The 17,633-nt window shown below is 58.5% G+C and carries 17 protein-coding genes; 2 read left to right on the forward strand and 15 right to left on the reverse strand.

From position 1 onward, the window contains the following. Positions 1-110: 110 nt before the first annotated feature. The 8 genes from AC3IUE_RS30950 to AC3IUE_RS30985 all read right to left on the reverse strand — a co-directional run bounded on the left by AC3IUE_RS30950 (position 111) and on the right by AC3IUE_RS30985 (position 9,341). The gene (locus AC3IUE_RS30950) at positions 111-1,001 is read right to left on the reverse strand and encodes an ABC transporter permease subunit (protein ID WP_046045158.1); all 891 of its coding nucleotides are present in this window, start codon (positions 999-1,001) and stop codon (positions 111-113) included. Then, on the reverse strand, positions 998-1,879 hold the full coding sequence (locus AC3IUE_RS30955; protein WP_185752679.1) for an ABC transporter permease subunit: 882 nt from the start codon (positions 1,877-1,879) through the stop codon (positions 998-1,000). The genes AC3IUE_RS30950 and AC3IUE_RS30955 overlap by 4 nt, the downstream gene beginning before the upstream one ends. Positions 1,880-1,914: 35 nt before the next feature. After that, the gene (locus AC3IUE_RS30960; protein WP_046045156.1) at positions 1,915-3,057 is read right to left on the reverse strand and encodes an ABC transporter ATP-binding protein; all 1,143 of its coding nucleotides are present in this window, start codon (positions 3,055-3,057) and stop codon (positions 1,915-1,917) included. Between the two features lie 73 nt (positions 3,058-3,130). Next, the gene (locus AC3IUE_RS30965; protein WP_489264587.1) at positions 3,131-4,228 is read right to left on the reverse strand and encodes a polyamine ABC transporter substrate-binding protein; all 1,098 of its coding nucleotides are present in this window, start codon (positions 4,226-4,228) and stop codon (positions 3,131-3,133) included. Positions 4,229-4,465: 237 nt separating this feature from the next. After that, complete coding sequence (locus AC3IUE_RS30970) at positions 4,466-5,563, reverse strand: polyamine ABC transporter substrate-binding protein (protein ID WP_046045154.1); 1,098 nt, start codon at positions 5,561-5,563, stop codon at positions 4,466-4,468. A gap of 182 nt (positions 5,564-5,745) precedes the next feature. Further along, positions 5,746-7,110 carry an aspartate aminotransferase family protein gene (locus AC3IUE_RS30975; protein WP_489264588.1) on the reverse strand — a complete coding sequence of 455 codons (1,365 nt, stop codon included), beginning with the start codon at positions 7,108-7,110 and terminating at the stop codon, positions 5,746-5,748. Between the two features lie 58 nt (positions 7,111-7,168). After that, the gene (locus AC3IUE_RS30980) at positions 7,169-8,527 is read right to left on the reverse strand and encodes a glutamine synthetase family protein (protein WP_489264589.1); all 1,359 of its coding nucleotides are present in this window, start codon (positions 8,525-8,527) and stop codon (positions 7,169-7,171) included. Between the two features lie 37 nt (positions 8,528-8,564). Next, positions 8,565-9,341 carry a gamma-glutamyl-gamma-aminobutyrate hydrolase family protein gene (locus AC3IUE_RS30985; protein WP_046045151.1) on the reverse strand — a complete coding sequence of 259 codons (777 nt, stop codon included), beginning with the start codon at positions 9,339-9,341 and terminating at the stop codon, positions 8,565-8,567. Positions 9,342-9,619: 278 nt separating this feature from the next. Between AC3IUE_RS30985 and AC3IUE_RS30990 the strand changes: the two genes are divergently transcribed. Next, on the forward strand, positions 9,620-10,996 hold the full coding sequence (locus tag AC3IUE_RS30990; RefSeq protein WP_008150449.1) for a glutamine synthetase family protein: 1,377 nt from the start codon (positions 9,620-9,622) through the stop codon (positions 10,994-10,996). Between the two features lie 240 nt (positions 10,997-11,236). Further along, entirely contained in the window at positions 11,237-11,875 is a 639-nt protein-coding gene (locus tag AC3IUE_RS30995; RefSeq protein ID WP_489264590.1) for a TetR/AcrR family transcriptional regulator, read from the forward strand. A gap of 143 nt (positions 11,876-12,018) precedes the next feature. On the opposite strand, the gene AC3IUE_RS31000 is transcribed toward AC3IUE_RS30995, so the two are convergent. The 7 genes from AC3IUE_RS31000 to AC3IUE_RS31030 form a co-directional block, all read right to left on the reverse strand. Then, positions 12,019-12,234 (reverse strand): TOBE domain-containing protein, encoded by a 216-nt coding sequence (locus AC3IUE_RS31000; protein WP_003229256.1) that lies wholly within the window; start codon positions 12,232-12,234, stop codon positions 12,019-12,021. A gap of 33 nt (positions 12,235-12,267) precedes the next feature. After that, positions 12,268-13,074, reverse strand: coding sequence for an aliphatic sulfonates ABC transporter ATP-binding protein (gene ssuB / locus AC3IUE_RS31005; RefSeq protein WP_123368564.1), 807 nt, complete (start codon positions 13,072-13,074; stop codon positions 12,268-12,270). Beyond that, positions 13,071-13,853: an aliphatic sulfonate ABC transporter permease SsuC gene (ssuC, locus tag AC3IUE_RS31010; RefSeq protein ID WP_046045148.1), complete on the reverse strand. Its 783-nt coding sequence runs from the start codon at positions 13,851-13,853 to the stop codon at positions 13,071-13,073. Before ssuC ends, ssuB begins: the two co-directional genes overlap by 4 nt. 8 nt (positions 13,854-13,861) lie before the next feature. Further along, positions 13,862-15,010, reverse strand: a complete 1,149-nt coding sequence (gene ssuD, locus AC3IUE_RS31015; RefSeq protein WP_150657605.1) for an FMNH2-dependent alkanesulfonate monooxygenase — start codon at positions 15,008-15,010, stop codon at positions 13,862-13,864. A 25-nt stretch (positions 15,011-15,035) separates the two neighbouring features. Next, the gene (locus AC3IUE_RS31020) at positions 15,036-16,001 is read right to left on the reverse strand and encodes a sulfonate ABC transporter substrate-binding protein (protein WP_489264591.1); all 966 of its coding nucleotides are present in this window, start codon (positions 15,999-16,001) and stop codon (positions 15,036-15,038) included. 101 nt (positions 16,002-16,102) lie between these two features. Beyond that, on the reverse strand, positions 16,103-16,696 hold the full coding sequence (gene ssuE / locus AC3IUE_RS31025) for an NADPH-dependent FMN reductase (protein WP_008150435.1): 594 nt from the start codon (positions 16,694-16,696) through the stop codon (positions 16,103-16,105). A gap of 206 nt (positions 16,697-16,902) precedes the next feature. Next, positions 16,903-17,541, reverse strand: a complete 639-nt coding sequence (locus AC3IUE_RS31030; protein WP_046053759.1) for a peroxiredoxin — start codon at positions 17,539-17,541, stop codon at positions 16,903-16,905. Between the last annotated feature and the right edge of the window lie 92 nt (positions 17,542-17,633).

Genomic DNA, 17,633 nt, shown 5'->3' on the forward strand with positions numbered 1-17,633 from the left:
GCGGACTGTCATTCAACATTTTCGTTGAATGTTACGCCCTCATCGCGAGCAAGCTCGCTCCCACATTGGATCTGGGTTGGCCACACTGTTGTGGTCAACCCGGCATTACTTCAAGCCGCTTCTGGCGCCTGGGCGCGACGCACGTCCGGTTGTTTCCAGGAGTCGGCAGCGCCTTCTTCGATCGCCTGCTGAATCGCACGTTTGCGACTTTCTTCGGCGCGACGGCTGAAGAACCAGACCAGGAAGGTCATCAGCGATACCGCCAGCAGAATCAGACTGGCCACAGCGTTGATCTCGGGTTTCACGCCCAGACGTACCGCCGAGAACACTTCCATCGGCAGGGTCGTCGAACCCGGACCGGACACGAAGCTCGCCAACACCAGGTCATCCAGCGACAGGGCAAACGACATCATGCCGCCGGCCCCCAACGATGGCGCGATCATCGGGATGGTGATCAGGAAGAACACCTTCCACGGCCGCGCACCGAGGTCCATGGCCGCTTCTTCGATGGACAAGTCCAGCTCACGCAAGCGCGCCGAGACCACCACCGCCACATACGCCGCACAGAACGTGGTGTGAGCGATCCAGATGGTGATGATGCCGCGTTCCTGCGGCCAACCGATCATCTGCGCCATCGCCACGAACAGCAGCAACAGCGACAGACCGGTGATCACTTCAGGCATCACCAGCGGCGCGGTAACCAGGCCGCCGAACAGCGTGCGACCTTTGAAGCGGGTGATACGGGTCAGGACGAACGCGGCCAATGTACCCAGCGCCACCGCCGCCACCGCCGTGTAGCAGGCGATTTCCAGCGAGCGCACCACCGAGCCCATCAGTTGGGTGTTGTCCATCAAGCCGACGTACCACTTGATCGACCAGCCGCCCCACACCGTCACCAGTTTGGAGGCGTTGAACGAGTAGATCACCAGGATCAGCATCGGCGCGTAGATGAACAGCAAACCCAGCACCAGCATCAAGCTTGAGAAACGGAAGCGCTTCATTCTTTACCCTCCATTTCTTTGGCCTGACTGCGGTTGAACAGGATGATCGGCACAATCAGGATCGCCAGCATCACCACCGCCAGGGCAGACGCCACCGGCCAGTCACGGTTGTTGAAGAACTCTTGCCAGAGCACTTTACCGATCATCAGGGTTTCCGGACCGCCGAGCAGTTCCGGGATCACGAACTCGCCCACCACTGGAATGAACACCAGCATGCAGCCCGCGACGATGCCGTTCTTGGACAGCGGAATGGTGATCTTCCAGAAGCTGTTGAAGGTGCTCGAACCCAAGTCCGATGCAGCCTCCAGCAGGCTGTTGTCGTGCTTCACCAGGTTGGCGTAGAGCGGCAGGATCATGAACGGCAGGTACGAATAAACAACGCCGATGTACACCGCGAGGTTGGTGTTGAGGATCTGCAGCGGCTCGTTGATCCAGCCCATGCTCATCAGGAAACCATTGAGCAGACCGTTGTTGCTGAGGATGCCCATCCACGCATAAACGCGGATCAGGATCGCGGTCCAGGTCGGCATCATGATCAGCAGCACGAGTACCGTTTGCAGCTCTTTGCGGGCACTGGCAATGGCGTAGGCCATCGGGTAGCCGATCAGCAAACAGAGGACGGTGCTGATCAGCGCCATCTTCAACGAGCCGAGGTAAGCGGCAATGTACAACTCGTCGCCGGCCAGCATCGCGTAGTTGCTCAGGTTAAGCAGCAACTGCACTTTTTGGTCGAGGTAGCTGTAGATCTCGGTGTACGGCGGAATGGCCACGTCGGCTTCGGCGAAGCTGATCTTCAGAACGATGAAGAACGGCAACATGAAGAACATGAACAGCCAGATGAACGGAACCCCGATGACCAACTGGCGGCCACCGGGAATTATTCGACTGAGTCGACGTTTGAATTTGCGCATGTTCATGAGCGAAGTACCACGCCGCTGTCGTCTTCCCAATACACGTACACCTGATCACCCCAGGTTGGGCGCTGGCCGCGGCGCTCGGCGTTGGCGACGAAAGACTGGACAATCTTGCCGCTCGGCAGTTCGACGTAGAACACCGAGTGGCCGCCGAGGTAGGCGATGTCGTGCACCTTGCCGCTGGACCAGTTGTATTCGCAGGTCGGCATGGTCGGCGTCACCAGCAGTTTTTCCGGACGGATCGCGTAGGTCACGGATTTGTCCTGCACCGACGTGCTGATGCCGTGGCCCACGTAAATCTGGCGGTCCAGGTCCTTGCAGGTGATGGTCGCGTGACCTTCAGCGTCGTCGATCACTTCGCCGTCGAAGATGTTGACGTTGCCGATGAACTCGCAGACCAGGCGGCTGGTCGGGGTTTCGTAGATGTCGATCGGGCTGCCGATCTGGGCGATCCAGCCCAGGTGCATGATCGCGATGCGCTCGGCCATGGTCATGGCCTCTTCCTGGTCGTGGGTCACCATGACGCAGGTTACGCCGACCCGCTCGATGATCTCGACAAGCTCAAGCTGCATTTGCGAGCGCAGCTTCTTGTCCAGAGCACCCATCGGCTCGTCGAGCAGCAACAGCTTCGGACGCTTGGCCAACGAACGCGCCAGGGCCACACGCTGACGCTGACCACCGGACAACTGATGCGGCTTGCGTTTGGCGTACTGGCTCATCTGTACAAGCTTGAGCATGTCGGCCACGCGCGCATCGACTTCAGCGGCGGGGATCTTGTCCTGTTTGAGACCGAAGGCAATGTTCTGCGCCACGGTCATGTGCGGGAACAAGGCGTAGGACTGAAACATCATGTTGATCGGCCGCTCGTACGGCGGCATGTCGGTGATGTCTACGCCGTCGAGGAAAATGCGCCCCTCCGTGGGCCGTTCGAAGCCTGCGAGCATGCGCAGCAACGTGGATTTGCCCGATCCCGAACCGCCGAGCAGGGCGAAAATCTCGCCTTTCTTGATTTCCAGGGACACATCGTCCACGGCAATCGTCTCGTCGAACTTCTTCGTGACCCGGTCGATTTTGACCAACACCTGTTTAGGTGATTGGTCGCCCTCGAGGGCTTTCTTATAGGCGCCGGAGGCAACTGCCATTTACGAAACTCCCAGAAAAAAAGAGTGCAGTTCGCTCAAGGTGAGCCAACCTTGGATAGTTTGAGCCTTGTAGCTATTTACCCGACTTGACCTTGGTCCAGCTGCGGGTCATCAAACGTTGAATGTTTGGTGGTAACTCGATAGACACGTAAGTCTTGTCGAGGACGGCTTGTGGTGGATAAACCGATTCGTCGGTGCGAATGGACTGTTCCATCAGCTTGTCCGACCCTGGGTTAGGGTTGGCGTAACCCACGTAATCACTGACCTGGGCGATCACCTCAGGTTTCAGCAAATAGTTGATGAAGGCATGGGCGTCCTTGACGTTGGCCGCATCCTTGGGGATCGCCAGCATGTCGAACCAGAGCGCGCCGCCCTCTTTCGGAATCGAGTAGGCGATGTTCATGCCTTTACCGGCTTCAGCCGCGCGGGCCTTGGCCTGGAACATGTCGCCGGAAAAACCGATCGCCACGCATATATCGCCGTTGGCCAGGTCCGCGATGTATTTGGACGAGTGGAAATAGGTTACGTAAGGCCGCACCGCCAGCAACTTGGCTTCGGCCTTTTTATAGTCTTCGGGGTTGGTGCTGTTGGCGTTCAGGCCCATGTAGTTAAGGACCGTGGGCATCATTTCATCGGCGGAGTCGAGGAACGCCACGCCGCAGCTGTGCAGTTTCTTGATGTTTTCCGGCTCGAACACCACATCCCAGGAATCGATCTTGTCGAGGCCCAGCACAGCCTTGACCTTGCCGACGTTGTAACCGATGCCGTTAGTGCCCCACAGATACGGCACGGCGTACTGGTTACCCGGATCGTTTTGCTCCAGGCGCTTGAGCAGCACCGGGTCGAGGTTGGCATAGTTGGTCAGTTTCGACTTGTCGAGCTTCTGGAAAGCGCCCGCCTTGATCTGCTTGCCAAGGAAGTGGTTGGACGGCACGACCACGTCATAACCGGTACGCCCGGCCAGCAACTTGCCTTCCAGGGTTTCGTTAGAGTCGAAGACGTCATACACCGGTTTGATGCCGGTTTCTTTCTGGAAGTCTGCCAGGGTCGTCGAACCGATGTAGTCCGACCAGTTATAAATATGCACAGTGCCAGCGGCCTGGACACTAACGGCAAGCGTCAGTCCGGCGCCGACCAGCAGTGCATTGCGCAACAAAGAAAAAAATGGCACGTGGAGGTCCTCTAAAATTAGTTGGGCCCAAGTTGCCCCGTGTTACATGACAGCCATGGCGGCCTGGCAACAAAACCGGCGCGCAACTTACCCTCGAAAAACCGTTCCAGCAAACTTTATGAAGATCCCTGTAGCAGCTGCCGCAGGCTGCGTTCAACTGCGAAGCCGTTGTGCTGTCGAAAAGCGGAGGTCCTTCGGACCTCAACGCAGCCTGCGGCAGCTGCTACAGGGTTTTACTTATTTACCCGATTTGATCTTGGTCCAGCTGCGAGTCAGGATCCGCTGGGTCGCGGCCGGCAAGTCGGCAATCGCGTACAACTTGGCCTGCACGTCCGCCGGCGGGTAGATGCCCGGGTCAGCGGTGATGTCTTTATCAACCAACGGGGTGGCGGCCGCGTTACCGTTCGGGAAGCGCACGGCGTTGGTGATTGCAGCCATGACTTCCGGCTTCTGCAGGTAAGTCATGAACTTGTAGGCGCCTTCGACGTTTTCGGCATCTTTAGGGATGGCGACCATGTCGTAGAAGCTGCCTGCACCTTCTTTCGGAATGTTGTAGCTGACTTTGACCTTGTCACCGGCTTCAGCTGCGCGAGACTTGGCCTGGTAGACGTCACCCGAGTAACCCACGGCTACGCAGATGTTGCCGTTGGCCAGGTCGGAGATGTACTTGGACGAGTGGAAGTAGGCAATCGAAGGACGGACTTTCAGCAGCAGGGCTTCGGCCTTGTCGATGTCTTCTTTCTTCTGGCTGTCGGTTGGCAGGCCCAGGTAGTGCAACGCCGCCGGAATCATCTCGGTTGGCGAATCCAGCAGGCTGATACCGCACGACTTCAGTTTGGCGGCGTTTTCAGGCTTGAAGATCAGGTCCCAGGAGTTGGTCGGTGCGTCGGCACCCAGTGCAGCCTTGACCTTCTCGGCGTTGAAGCCGATACCGATCGAACCCCACATGTAAGGGAAGGCGTGTTCGTTGCCCGGGTCGCTCACCGATACTGCTTTAAGCAGGTCAGGGTTCAGGTTTTTCCAGTTAGGCAGCTTGGACTTGTCCAGCTTCTGGTAAACGCCGGCCTTGATCTGCTTGGCCAGGAAGTTGTTCGACGGTACGACGATGTCGTAGCCGGACTTGCCTGCCAGCAACTTCGCTTCCAGGGTTTCGTTGCTATCAAAAACGTCGTACACCACCTTGATCCCGGACTCTTTCTCAAAGTTCGCGATGGTGTCCGGTGCGATGTAATCGGACCAGTTGTACACGTGAAGAACTTTATCGTCCGCCTGAACGGCGCCCGCCATCACGCCCATCAGGGACATGGCGAGGAGGGTCTTGCCAGCTATCTTCATACCTAATGCCTTCATGGGTAATGCTCCAATTTTTCTTTTTAACCACGTGTTCAGCGGCCTTTCCTGGGCATCTGAAACAACCGGTAGTCTGGCAAGATCCAAGGCAGGCTTTCAAGGAAAGCCCCATCCTTTGTTTGCGCTGAGCGAAATGCGAACTTCGCACCCCGCCCAGAGCCTAGCACTTAGCCCTGCAATGCACTCAGGGTCAGGTCCAGACACTTGCGTGCCTTGGTCACCAACTCATCGATTTCAGCCGGTGTAATCACCAGTGGCGGAGCAATGATCATGGTGTCGCCGACGGCGCGCATGATCAGGCCGTTTTCGAAGCAGAACGTGCGGCAGATCATGCCAGCGCCCTTGCCTTCGTAACGCTTGCGAGTGGCCTTGTCCTGCACCAGCTCGATCGCCCCCAGCAGACCCACTCCACGCACTTCTCCCACCAACGGGTGATCGTTCAGTTCCCGTAGACGCTTTTGCAAATAGGGTGCCGTTTCTGCATGAACGCGCTCGATAATTTTTTCTTCGCGCAAGATGCGGATGTTCTCCAATGCCACCGCAGCGGCCACCGGGTGCCCGGAATAGGTGAAACCGTGGTTGAAATCGCCACCTTCGTTGAGCACCGCAACCACTTCGTCACGCACGATCAGGCCACCCATAGGGATGTAGCCGGAGGTCAGGCCTTTGGCGATGGTCATCATGTCGGGTTTGAGGTCGTAGAAATCGCTACCGAACCACTCACCGGTACGACCGAAACCACAGATCACTTCGTCAGCCACGAACAGGATGTCGTACTTGGCGAGGATTTCCTTGATGCGCGGCCAGTAGGTGTCTGGCGGAATGATCACGCCACCGGCACCCTGGATCGGCTCGGCAATAAAGGCACCGACGTTGTCCACGCCGACTTCCAGAATCTTCTCTTCCAGCTGATTGGCCGCCCAGATACCGAACTCTTCCGGTGTCATCTCGCCGCCTTCAGCGAACCAGTACGGCTGCGCGATGTGGACGATGCCCGGGATCGGCAAGTCGCCTTGTTCGTGCATGTACGTCATGCCACCCAGGCTCGCGCCGGCCACGGTGGAACCGTGATAACCGTTCTTGCGGCTGATGATGACTTTCTTCTTCGGCTGGCCCTTGATCGCCCAGTAGTGACGAACCATACGCAGCATGGTGTCGTTGCCTTCGGAGCCGGAACCGGTGAAGAACACGTGGTTCATGCCTTGTGGCGCGATGTCGGAGATGGCCTTGGCCAGTTCCAGCACCGGCGGGTGAGCCGTCTGGAAGAACAGGTTGTAGTAAGGCAGTTCGCGCATTTGTTTGCTGGCGGCATCGGCCAGTTCATCGCGACCGTAGCCGATCGCCACGCACCACAGGCCGGCCATGCCGTCGAGGATCTTGTTGCCTTCGCTGTCCCAGAGGTAAACGCCCTTGGCGCTGGTGATGATCCGCGGGCCTTTCTCTTTCAGCTGCTTGAAGTCGCTGAACGGGGCCAGGTGGTGATCGTTGCTCAGGGTTTGCCATTCACGGGTTTGCGGGTTGTTGCTGGTCATGCGAATTCTCCTAAGATTTTCAGTGAGAGCGCCGCCAACATCAGCGGCGCCCGGCGTATCAGACGGCGAAGAGCAGGAATTCCCGCTCCCACGAACTGATCACGCGCTTGAAGTTTTCATGCTCGGCCCGCTTGACCGCGACGTAGCCAGTGATGAATTTCTTGCCCAGGTATTTCTCGATAGTCGCGCTGTGTTCCATGCGTTCCAGCGCGTCTTCGATGGTCAGTGGCAGGCGCAGGTTGCGGCGTTCATAGCCACGGCCCACCACCGGCGCACTCGGGTTCAAGCCTTCGACCATGCCGATGTAACCGCAGAGCAGGCTCGCGGCAATCGCCAGGTACGGGTTGGCGTCGGCGCCCGGCAGGCGGTTTTCCACCCGACGGTTTTGCGGCCCGGCATCCGGAACCCGCAGGCCCACGGTGCGGTTCTCTTCGCCCCACTCCACGTTCACCGGTGCCGAGGTGTCCGGCAGGAAGCGGCGGAACGAGTTCACGTTAGGCGCGAACAGCGGCAACAGCTCGGGGATCAGTTTCTGCAAACCACCGATGTGATTCAGGAACAACTGGCTCATGGTCCCGTCTTCATTGGAGAAGACGTTCTTGCCGGTCTCGATGTCGATGATGCTCTGGTGCAAGTGCATCGCACTGCCCGGCTCGCCGGTCATCGGCTTGGCCATGAACGTCGCCGCCACGTTGTGCTTGAGCGCGGCTTCGCGCATGGTCCGTTTGAACACCAGTATCTGGTCGGCCAGGGACAGGGCATCGCCGTGACGGAAGTTGATTTCCATCTGCGCCGTGCCGTCCTCGTGGATCAGCGTGTCGAGGTCCAGTTCCTGCAATTCGCACCAGTCGTAGACGTCTTCGAACAGCGGATCGAATTCGTTTGCCGCTTCAATCGAGAAGGACTGGCGACCGGTTTCCGGGCGACCGGAACGGCCAATCGGCGGTTGCAGCGGGAAGTCCGGGTCTTCGCAGCGCTTGGTCAGGTAGAACTCCATTTCTGGCGCCACGATCGGCTGCCAGCCCTTGTCGGAATAGAGTTTCAGCACCTTTTTGAGCACGTTGCGCGGCGACAGCTCGATCGGGTTGCCTTGCTTGTCGTAGGTGTCGTGGATCACCTGAGCGGTGGGCTCGATGGCCCAGGGCACCAGGAATACCGCGTTCTGGTCGGGGCGGCAGATCATGTCGATGTCGGCCGGGTCGAGCAGTTCGTAATAGATGTCGTCTTCGACATAGTCGCCGGTCACGGTCTGCAACAGAACGCTCTCGGGCAGGCGCATGCCTTTCTCGGCAATGAACTTGTTGGTCGGCGAGATCTTGCCCCGGGTGATCCCGGTCAAGTCGGCGATCATGCATTCGACTTCTGTGATCTTGTGGTCTTTCAACCAATCGGTGAGCTGGTCGAGGTTGTTACTCATAAATGCCTCTTAGGCTTGGTTTCCTGACTCTTATAAGTCAGGCGTTGTTTAACGCATCGGCGTCGCGTTGTAATGCGCGCTTACGGCAGGCATCGCCAAATGCCTGGAAGATCGCAAGGTAATCCGGGTTTGAGCTTACCTGCCATTCGGGATGCCATTGCACTCCCAAAGCAAAACCCTTGCCCTGCGGGACCGAGACTGCCTCGATCAACCCGTCAGGAGCCAAGGCCTCGACGCAAAGGCCCGGCGCCAGACGTTCAACGCCCTGACCATGAATCGAATTGACCTGTATCTCGCTCGCCAGGCCCAGGCCTGCGAGCACACCACCCGGTTGAATGTGCACCGGGTGACTTGGCGCATACTGTCCTTCAAGCGGTAGGCTATCGTCTTCACGGTGATCCATGAATGGACCGGCTTCGTGGACTTTTTGATGCAGGCTACCGCCGAACGCCACATTCATTTCCTGGAAGCCGCGGCAAATACCGAGTACGGGAATGCCGGCCTCGACGGCGGCGCGGATCAACGGGAGAGTGGTGGCATCGCGTGCAGAATCATGAGCAGTGCCCGGCGCGCTGGCTGGGCCGCTATAGTGAAACGGTTCTATATTGGAAGGAGAGCCTGTAAAGAGGATGCCATCCAGACCGTCCAGAATATCGGACGGTGCCAGCAAATCGGCCAGGGACGGAAGAATCACCGGCAGCCCCTTGGCCGCTGAGGCCACGGCGCGGACGTACTTGTCGCCACTGATGTGATAAGCATGCAGACCGATCTGCTTAGAGCAGGCGGTGACGCCGATTAACGGCAGGCGAGACATGAAGCACCCCGGTATTATTGGTGTTATGGGTTTGAATCGAGCTTAGCCTTGTTCATTTTTTTACACAACACCCCCGTAAAAAATACAACACGGCCCGCTCAAGCCCGCAGGCGCTAAATCGTTCAAAGGCATAAAAACGCCCCAAAGTGCCTCAAAAAAGCCCCAAGGGTGCTTTTTTAGGGCAAAAAAGGCCTCGCTTGACTTCGGCATGCCGTTCGGGTTGACTGGAATCCGAAGAGATCAATGATTGATATTTTTAACAACAAAGGTGTTGCATCATGTCGGTACCCCCGCGTGCCGTTCAGCTTAACGAAGCGAACGCGTTCCTTAAGGAACATCCTGAGGTTCTGTACGTTGACCTTCTGATTGCGGATATGAATGGTGTGGTGCGCGGCAAGCGCATTGAACGCACCAGCCTCCACAAGGTTTACGAGAAAGGCATCAACCTGCCGGCCTCTCTATTTGCTCTGGATATCAATGGCTCGACGGTGGAAAGCACCGGCCTGGGTCTGGACATCGGCGATGCTGACCGAATCTGCTATCCAATCCCTGACACCCTGTGCAACGAGCCTTGGCAGAAGCGCCCTACCGCGCAACTGTTAATGACCATGCACGAACTTGAAGGTGAACCTTTCTTCGCGGATCCCCGTGAAGTACTGCGTCAAGTTGTTGCCAAGTTCGACGAGATGGGTCTGACCATCTGCGCCGCGTTCGAACTGGAGTTCTACCTGATCGACCAGGAGAACGTGAACGGTCGCCCACAACCGCCTCGCTCGCCAATCTCCGGCAAACGCCCGCATTCGACACAGGTTTACCTGATCGACGACCTCGACGAATACGTCGACTGCCTCCAGGACATTCTGGAAGGTGCGAAAGAGCAAGGCATCCCTGCCGACGCAATCGTCAAGGAAAGTGCCCCGGCGCAGTTCGAAGTGAACCTGCACCACGTTGCCGACCCGATCAAGGCCTGCGACTACGCGGTCCTGCTCAAGCGTCTGATCAAAAACATCGCCTACGACCATGAAATGGACACCACCTTCATGGCCAAGCCTTACCCGGGCCAGGCGGGCAACGGTCTGCATGTCCACATCTCGATTCTTGATAAAGATGGCAAAAACATTTTTGCCAGTGAGGATCCCGAGCAGAACGCCGCACTGCGTCACGCGATCGGCGGTGTGCTCGAGACCCTACCGGCGCAGATGGCTTTCCTCTGCCCGAACGTCAACTCCTACCGTCGTTTCGGCGCACAGTTCTACGTGCCGAATGCACCGTGCTGGGGTCTGGACAACCGTACTGTTGCGGTGCGTGTGCCAACCGGTTCCGCCGACGCGGTCCGCCTGGAACACCGCGTTGCCGGTGCCGATGCCAACCCGTACCTGCTGATGGCTTCGGTCCTGGCAGGCGTGCACCACGGCCTGACCAACAAGATCGAGCCGGGCGCACCCGTGGAAGGCAACTCCTACGAGCAGAACGAGCAAAGCCTGCCGAACAACTTGCGCGATGCATTGCGCGAGCTGGACGACAGCGAAGTCATGGCCAAGTACATCGATCCGAAATACATCGATATCTTCGTCGCGTGTAAAGAGAGCGAGCTGGAGGAGTTCGAACACTCCATCTCCGACCTCGAGTACAACTGGTACCTGCATACCGTGTAAGTGGTTGCAGTAAAAACAACGCCGCCGGCCTCACAGCTTGCGGCGTTTTTTTATGTGTTCATAAAGTTAACCGAGTTGGATTCATCGCGAGCAGGCTCGCTCCCACAGGGGGATTTCTGTGCACACAGAATTTATGCTCACTGAAGATCAACTGTGGGAGCGAGCCTGCTCGCGAAGGCGGCCGGGAAGACAACACACAACTCGCCTCGTACAATGCCCGCTGCCCCGCAGGAGACACCAATGACCCGACTCGCCACCCCACGCAAACCCCGCGCTCGCAGCCAGGCCCGGATCGATTCAATACTCGATGCCGCCCGCACGCTGCTGGCTGCCGAGGGCGTGGCCAGTCTGTCGATCTATAGCGTCGCCGAACGCGCGGAGATCCCGCCCTCCTCCGTCTACCACTTCTTTGCCAGCGTCCCGGCGCTGCTCGAAGCCCTGACGGCCGATGTCCATGCTGCGTTCCGTGCCTGCCTGCAAGCACCCATCGACCATGACGCCCTCAACGGCTGGCGCGATCTGTCGCGACTGGTGGAACAACGCATGCTCGCGATCTACAGCGAAGACGCCGCCGCCCGCCAGCTCATTCTTGCCCAGCACGGGCTGACTGAAGTTACCCAGGCCGACCGTCAGCACGACATCGAACTCGGCGACCTGATGCACAAACTCTTCGATCACCACTTCGAGTTGCCGAGACTGCCGACGGACGTTGATGTGTTTGCCCTGGCCATGGAGCTCGGCGATCGCGTCTATGCGCGCTCGGTGCAACAACACGGACAGATCACGCCGCGCATGGCTGAGGAAGGGATGCGGGTGTTTGATGCTTATTTGGGGTTGTATTTGCCACCCTATTTACACAAGCGCGTGATACCTGCCTGATTTTCGCGGGTTTCGCTGGCCCCATCGCGAGCAGGCTCACTCCTACAGTTGATCTTCAGCGAACACAGGATTTGTGTACGACAGAAATCCCTGTAGGAGTGAGCCTGCTCGCGAAGGCCGCGCCGCCGATCTCACTGACTGAGTTACAACTTGGCGATCGACACCTCGGTGGATTTCACAAATGCGATCACTTCGCTGCCGACCACCAGTTCCAGTTCTTTCACCGAGCGAGTGGTGATCACCGAGGTGACGATGCCGGAAGCGGTCTGTACGTCGATTTCGGACAGCACGTCGCCGAGTACGATTTCCTTGATGGAGCCTTTGAACTGGTTACGAACGTTGATGGCTTTGATCGTCATGATGTTGATTCCTGTCGTTGGATAAGGCTTGAGTTATTGGGCCCAACGCAATTGCGTGGGCAATGGTGAAACAGGTTCCGGTGCCGGCGGTTCGCCGGGCAACGCCAGTACGCGATTGAGGACTTCGGTTTCCAGCGCCGCCAGCCGATGGGAGCCACGAACCCGAGGGCGCGGCAGCTCAACGTGCAGGTCGAGGCCGACTTCGCCCTCTTCAATCAGGATCACCCGATCGGCAATCGCCACCGCTTCACTGACATCGTGGGTAACCAGCAACACGGTGAAACCGTGCTTCTGCCAGAGCCGTTCGATCAGCTGCTGCATTTCAATTCGGGTCAGTGCGTCCAGCGCGCCCAGCGGTTCGTCCAGCAACAGCAAACGTGGTTGATGGATCAGCGCGCGGGCCAGGGCCACACGTTGCTTCTGGCCACCGGACAAGGCGGCCGGCCATTCATTGGCGCGGTCGGCCAGACCGACCGACTCCAACGCTTCCAGCGCTTGCGGACGCCAGTTGCCCTTGAGCCCGAGACCGACGTTGTCGATGACCTTTTTCCATGGCAGCAGGCGTGCTTCCTGGAACATCAATCGGGTGTCTTCCCGCGCCTCACTGAGCGGCGCGGAGCCCGCGAGCAATTCACCTCCCGTGGGTTTGTCGAGACCGGCGAGCAAGCGCAGCAAGGTACTTTTGCCGCAACCGCTCCGACCGACCACGGCGACAAACTGACCGGCCGGGATGTGCAGATCGATCTCACGCAGCACTTGCCGCGAGCCAAAGGTTTTTTGCAGCTTGCGCACTGCCAGCGGAATCCCGCGCAGCAGGCGCGGAGGTTGTTGAGCCGTCATGCCGCACCTCCTTTAACAACCTGATAGGCCGGGTGCCAGCGCAACCACACGCGTTCAAGTCCACGGGCCGCGAGGTCGGCGAGTTTGCCGAGCACCGCGTACAAGAGAATCGCCAGTACCACCACGTCGGTCTGCAAGAACTCCCGGGCATTCATTGCCAGGTAGCCAATGCCGGAGCTGGCGGAAATGGTTTCCGCGACGATCAACGTCAGCCACATGAAGCCCAGCGCAAACCGCACGCCAACCAGAATCGAAGGCAGCGCCCCCGGCAGAATCACCTGACGGAACAGGCTGAAACCGGACAAGCCATAACTGCGGGACATTTCCACCAACGCCGGATCGACGTTGCGGATGCCGTGATAGGTGTTGAGGTAGATCGGGAACAACGTGCCCAACGCCACCAGGAAAATCTTCGCCGACTCGTCGATGCCGAACCACAGGATCACCAGTGGAATCAGCGCCAGGTGCGGCACGTTGCGGATCATCTGCACCGAACTGTCGAGCAGGCGTTCGCCCCATTTCGACAGGCCGGTGATGAAGCCCAAGGTCAGACCGATGCTGCCGCCGATGGCGAAGCCCAGCGCTGCACGCCAGCCGCTGATCGCCAGGTGAGTCCAGATTTCACCGCTGCGCACCAGGCTGACGCCGGCTTCGATGACCGCGATTGGCGCCGGCAGAATCCGTGTCGACAACCAGCCCGCCGACACCGACAACTGCCACACCGCCAGCAGCAACACCGGTAACGCCCAGGGCGCGAGGCTGTGGATAATTTTCTTCATGGCACGCCTCAGCTCTGCGACGCGGCTTTGGGGAGGATGTCGTTGGCGACCATCTCACCAAACGGGCTGACGTAACCGGCGCTTTTCGGCAACTCCGGACGTTCGATGTCCAGGTGCGGGAACAGCAATTCGGCGACGCGGTAAGACTCTTCCAGGTGTGGGTAACCGGAGAAGATGAACGTGTCGATGCCCAGGTCCGCGTATTCCTTCACGCGAGCAGCCACGGTCGGACCGTCGCCCACTAATGCTGTACCGGCACCGCCGCGCACCAGACCGACGCCGGCCCACAGGTTGGGGCTGACTTCCAGGTTGTCACGGCTGCCGCCGTGCAATGCGGCCATGCGTTGCTGGCCCACCGAGTCGAAGCGCGCCAGAGAAGCCTGGGCGCGAGCGATGGTGTCGTCGTCCAGATGAGAGATCAGCCGATCCGCCGCTTGCCAGGCTTCGTCATTGGTTTCACGAACGATCACATGCAAACGAATCCCGAAGCGCACGGTGCGCCCAAGCTTCGCGGCTTTGGCGCGTACTTGTTCGATCTTCTCGGCAACAGCGGCCGGCGGTTCGCCCCAGGTCAGGACCATTTCGACCTGTTCTGCCGCAAGGTCTTGCGCCGCTTCCGAAGAACCGCCGAAGTACAGCGGCGGACGCGGTTGCTGGATCGGCGGATAAAGCAACTTCGCGCCCTTCACGCTGATGTGCTGACCGTCGTAATCGACGGTTTCGCCTTCCAGCACGCGGCGCCAGATGCGGGTGAATTCCACCGAGGCCTGGTAGCGCTCTTCGTGAGTCAGGAACAAACCGTCGCCGGCCAATTCTTCCGGATCACCGCCGGTTACCAGGTTGAACAACGCACGACCGCCGGACAGGCGATCCAGCGTCGCGGCCTGACGCGCGGCCACCGTCGGGGAAATGATCCCGGGGCGCAGGGCGACAAGGAATTTCAAACGCTGGGTCACCGGGATCAGCGACGCAGCCACCAGCCACGAGTCTTCGCAAGAGCGCCCGGTGGGAATCAGCACCCCGCCGAAGCCCAGACGATCCGCCGCTTGCGCAACTTGTTGCAGATAACCGTGGTCGACGGCGCGAGCGCCTTCGGCGGTGCCAAGGTAATGGCCGTCGCCGTGGGTAGGCAGGAACCAGAAGATATTGAGGCTCATGGAGTGGTCTCCTTAGGGATTCGAATTACTGAGCTTTGGCAACGGCCGCCGGAGGCGTCCAGATCACGTCTTTGATGCTCAGCTGCTTTGGAATCAGCTTGAGCTGATAGAAGGTGTCGGCGATTTTCTGTTGCGCGGCGACCACTTCAGGGGTCAGGAACAGCGCACCGTAGCCCTGGCGTTTCATCGAGGTCAGGGTGATGTCCGCTGGCAGGCCAATCAGTGGCGAAACTTGTTTGGTCACGTCTTCAGGATTGGCCTTGGACCATTCGCCGACGGCGCGCACTTCTTCCACCAGGGTCTTGATCACCTCAGGATTTTTCTGCGCGTATGGCTTGGTCGCGAGGTAGAACTGATGGTTGTCGACGATGCCTTGGCCATCACGCAGGGTGCGTGCTTGCAGTTGCTGTTCGGCAGCAGCCTGGTACGGGTCCCAGATCACCCAGGCATCGACGCTGCCACGTTCGAACGCAGCGCGGGCATCGGCCGGCGGCAGGAATACGGTCTGGATGTCGGTGTATTTGAGGCCGGCATCTTCCAATGCGCGGACCAGCAGGTAGTGAACGTTGGAGCCTTTGTTCAGGACGACTTTCTTGCCCTTGAGGTCCTGCACCGATTTGATCGCCGAGTCCTTCGGCACCAGGATCGCTTCGCTGTGCGGCGCTGGTGGTTCGTAGGCGACGTAGAGCAGATCGGCGCCGGCTGCTTGAGCGAATACCGGTGGAGTTTCACCCGTAACGCCGAAGTCGATGGAGCCGACGTTCAGGCCTTCGAGCAGTTGCGGGCCGCCGGGGAATTCAGTCCATTGCACGTCCACGCCTTGAGCGGCGAGGCGTTTTTCGAGTGTGCCTTTGGCTTTGAGCAGCACCAAAGTGCCGTATTTTTGATAGCCGATTCGCAACGTCTCGGCTTGTGCTTGAGAAATAACGCCGAAGGACACAGCCGCAGCAAACAGAGCGACCAGACCACGACGCAAAATGACAGTGCGCATAGCGCTCTCCTATTTGCTGTTGGGTTTTGGCTGCACCTGCTTGGCCGTTGGCGGCTGAGTAAGGTGAGTACTTCAAGTTCAGGTGTGGTTTAAGTGCTGGCTTAAATGCTCCAGCGAGCACTCAACAAACGTTCATTCAACAGATTCGGATCGATCGGCTTGGGCCGTCGCGCCATGGCGCTGAAAAACAGTTCCAGTGATTCATTCAGTCTTTCTTCCAGCTCCGGTGCCAACTGCGCCTGGACGCTGCCTTCGCCGTAAGCGATCTGGCTGTCTACGGCGAAAATCCCGTGAAGCATTTCCTGGGCTTTCAACGCCGACAACACCGGCTTGAGCGCGTAATCCACCGCCAACATGTGAGCGATGCTGCCGCCAGTGGCCATTGGCAACACCACCTTGTGGGCCAGGGCACGCTCGGGCAGCAGGTCCAACACAGTTTTCAATGCGCCGGAGAACGACGCTTTGTAGACCGGCGTGGCGATCAGCAGGCCATCGGCGTTTTCAATCTGTTGCAGCAGGTCGATCACCTTCGGGCTGTCGAAGCGTGCATGCAGCAAGTCTTCGGCCGGGAAGTCCCGCACCTGGTAACTCACCACTTCCACACCTTGCTCCTGCAACCAGCGTTGGGAGCGCTCCAGCAGCACCCCGGAACGGGAGCGTTGGCTGGGACTTCCACCGAGTGAGACAACCAGCATTCAGACGATTCCTTGAACGGTGTTGGCGATTCGCGGTTTGCGATCTCGCTTTGATGGAATTGACCTTAACAGGTGATTGTTATATCCATAAATCATATTTATTCATTTGGTTATTCTTTATGGTTCTATGTGAAATGGCTTTTTCCGGGCAAAAAAACAGGCCGTAAAAACGGCCTGAAATCCCCCTGCTTTGTGGTGATCGTCCTTCAACGATTCGGCTGTGGCGTCAGACGCAGGTACGGCTTCACCGCGCGATAGCCCTTGGGAAAGCGTTTGTTGATTTCGTCTTCGTCCTTGAGCGACGGCACGATCACCACTTCATCACCGTCCTGCCAGTTGGCCGGGGTGGCCACCTTGTAGTTGTCGGTGAGTTGCAGCGAGTCGATCACGCGCAGAATTTCATGGAAGTTACGGCCGGTGCTCGCCGGGTAGGTGATGGTCAGCCGAACCTTTTTGTTCGGGTCGATCACGAACAGCGAACGCACGGTCAGGGTGTCGTTGGCATTGGGATGGATCAGGTCGTAGAGGTCCGAGACCTTGCGGTCGGCGTCGGCAAGAATCGGGAAGTTGACGAGGGTGTTCTGGGTTTCGTTGATGTCTTCGATCCACTTGTGGTGCGAGTCCACCGGGTCCACGGACAGGGCAATGGCTTTCACACCACGCTGGGCAAACTCGTCCTTGAGCTTGGCAGTGAAGCCCAACTCGGTGGTGCACACCGGGGTGAAGTCTGCCGGATGGGAAAACAGCACGCCCCAGCTATCGCCCAGCCATTCGTGGAAACGGAGGGTGCCGGCGCTGGAATCCTGTTCAAAGTCGGGGGCGATATCGCCCAGTCTGAGGCTCATGGTGCTGCTCCTGGTGAGTGCTTGTTGAGGTCAACTGTGCCTGCATTTCTTATTCATTAAAAAGAATAAATATCGATTTGTTTAGATCGTAA

The organism is Pseudomonas sp. GL_093, assembly GCF_057837605.1.

Bases quoted from the DNA above. Each gene is read 5' to 3' on its own strand.
- AC3IUE_RS31000 (WP_003229256.1), bottom strand. From the start codon at position 12,234: ATGACGATCAAAGCCATCAACGTTCGTAACCAGTTCAAAGGCTCCATC.
- ssuC (WP_046045148.1), bottom strand. From the start codon at position 13,853: ATGAAGAAAATTATCCACAGCCTCGCGCCCTGGGCGTTACCGGTGTTG.
- AC3IUE_RS30980 (WP_489264589.1), bottom strand. From the start codon at position 8,527: ATGAGTAACAACCTCGACCAGCTCACCGATTGGTTGAAAGACCACAAG.
- AC3IUE_RS31020 (WP_489264591.1), bottom strand. From the start codon at position 16,001: ATGCGCACTGTCATTTTGCGTCGTGGTCTGGTCGCTCTGTTTGCTGCG.
- AC3IUE_RS30995 (WP_489264590.1), top strand. From the start codon at position 11,237: ATGACCCGACTCGCCACCCCACGCAAACCCCGCGCTCGCAGCCAGGCC.
- AC3IUE_RS30960 (WP_046045156.1), bottom strand. From the start codon at position 3,057: ATGGCAGTTGCCTCCGGCGCCTATAAGAAAGCCCTCGAGGGCGACCAA.
- AC3IUE_RS30970 (WP_046045154.1), bottom strand. From the start codon at position 5,563: ATGAAGATAGCTGGCAAGACCCTCCTCGCCATGTCCCTGATGGGCGTG.
- ssuB (WP_123368564.1), bottom strand. From the start codon at position 13,074: ATGACGGCTCAACAACCTCCGCGCCTGCTGCGCGGGATTCCGCTGGCA.
- AC3IUE_RS30990 (WP_008150449.1), top strand. From the start codon at position 9,620: ATGTCGGTACCCCCGCGTGCCGTTCAGCTTAACGAAGCGAACGCGTTC.
- AC3IUE_RS30950 (WP_046045158.1), bottom strand. From the start codon at position 1,001: ATGAAGCGCTTCCGTTTCTCAAGCTTGATGCTGGTGCTGGGTTTGCTG.
- AC3IUE_RS30975 (WP_489264588.1), bottom strand. From the start codon at position 7,110: ATGACCAGCAACAACCCGCAAACCCGTGAATGGCAAACCCTGAGCAAC.
- ssuE (WP_008150435.1), bottom strand. From the start codon at position 16,696: ATGCTGGTTGTCTCACTCGGTGGAAGTCCCAGCCAACGCTCCCGTTCC.
- ssuD (WP_150657605.1), bottom strand. From the start codon at position 15,010: ATGAGCCTCAATATCTTCTGGTTCCTGCCTACCCACGGCGACGGCCAT.
- AC3IUE_RS30985 (WP_046045151.1), bottom strand. From the start codon at position 9,341: ATGTCTCGCCTGCCGTTAATCGGCGTCACCGCCTGCTCTAAGCAGATC.
- AC3IUE_RS31030 (WP_046053759.1), bottom strand. From the start codon at position 17,541: ATGAGCCTCAGACTGGGCGATATCGCCCCCGACTTTGAACAGGATTCC.